The 1489-nt window shown below is 68.2% G+C and carries 1 protein-coding gene; it reads right to left on the minus strand.

Features of this window, described 5'->3' with window-relative positions; all coding sequences use genetic code 11:
* On the minus strand, positions 1 to 1489 hold a 1489-nt coding region (locus tag B8W69_RS29390), incomplete at both ends, for an AMP-binding protein (RefSeq protein ID WP_165762731.1).

Consider the following 1489-nt stretch of genomic DNA (forward strand, 5'->3'; position numbering starts at 1 on the left):
CGCTCGGGCCGTAGCCGTTGTACATGCGCCGACCCGGCGCCCAGGCCGCCACCACCTCGTCGCGGCAGGCCTCCCCCACGGCGATCAGCGTGTCCAGCGCGTCCAGCCGGGCCCGATCCAGCGACGACAACACCGTCGGGGTCAAAATCGCCGCACCGACCCGCTGGTCCTGCAGCAAACCGGTCAACGCCTCCCCGGCATACACCCCCGCCGGGGCTACCACCAAGGCCGCTCCGGACTCGACGGCCAACAACAACTCTCCGACCGAGGCGTCAAAGGTCGGCGCGGCCACCATCAATACCCGCGCATCCGCACCCAACCCGAACATCTCGCCTTGCGCCGCTGCCCAACCCAGTAGACCGGCGTGGCTGACCGCCACCCCCTTGGGCACACCGGTGGACCCGGACGTGAAGATCACGTACGCGGTGTTATCTACCCCCAACGGCGCCAGCCGGTCGGCGTCGGTGATCGGATCCGCGCTGCGCCCGGACACATCCAGACCGTCGATGCGCAACACCGGTCGCGTCCCCGCCCCATCAACGGTGTCGGCGCCACAACTCAACACACACACCGCCCCCACCGCGTCGAGCACCGCCGCGATGCGCTCCACCGGATGGGTCCGATTGATCGGCGCATACACCCCGCCGGCCTTGACCACCGCCCACCAGGCAACGACCAACTCCACACAGCGATCCATCGCCACGCCCACCGCGCGCTCCGGACCCACCCCGGCCTCAATCAAGACCCGCGCCAACCGCGTCGACCACGCATCAAGCTCGCCATACGACAGGCTTCGCGCACCCTGGACCACGGCCACCGCGTCGGCATCGGCCGTCACCGCCGCGGCCAACAACGCCGGCGCCAGCCCCACCGGCGCGCTCACCCCAGCACCCGACCACCGCGACAGCACCAGATCACGCTCACCGCGATCTAGCAGCGACACCTCACTCACCATCACCGAGGCATCCGCCACGACCGCCTCGATCACCCGGCCAAACCAGCCGACTATCCGCTCGATGGTGGACCGATCAAACAAATCCGTGGCATACATCACCGGCCCGGCGGCCATCGGCGCCCCAGCATCCTCGCTGGGCACCTCGCTGAGCTCGATATCCAAGTCGAACTTGGCGGTGCGGGTAAACACCGCCAATTGCTCGACGCTGACCCCCTCCAGCACCATCTCGGGGCGCACGTTGTTCTGAAAGACCAAGAGCACCTGGAACAGTGGATGATGCGACGCGGAGCGCACCGGGTTGAGCTGCTCGACCAGCAACTCGAACGGCACATCCTGGTTGCTGTAGGCATCCAGCGCCTGCTGGCGCACCTGCTCGAGCACCTCGCTGAACTGCTGTGCGGGGTTGACCCCCACCCGCAACACCCAGGTGTTGACGAAAAACCCGACCAGCTCATCCAGCGCCGCATCCATCCGCCCGGCGATCGGCGCGCCCATCACGACGTCCTCGCCGGCCCCCACCCGGTGCAACACCAC

Source organism: Mycolicibacterium vulneris, from assembly GCF_002104765.1.
GTDB lineage: Bacteria > Actinomycetota > Actinomycetes > Mycobacteriales > Mycobacteriaceae > Mycobacterium > Mycobacterium vulneris.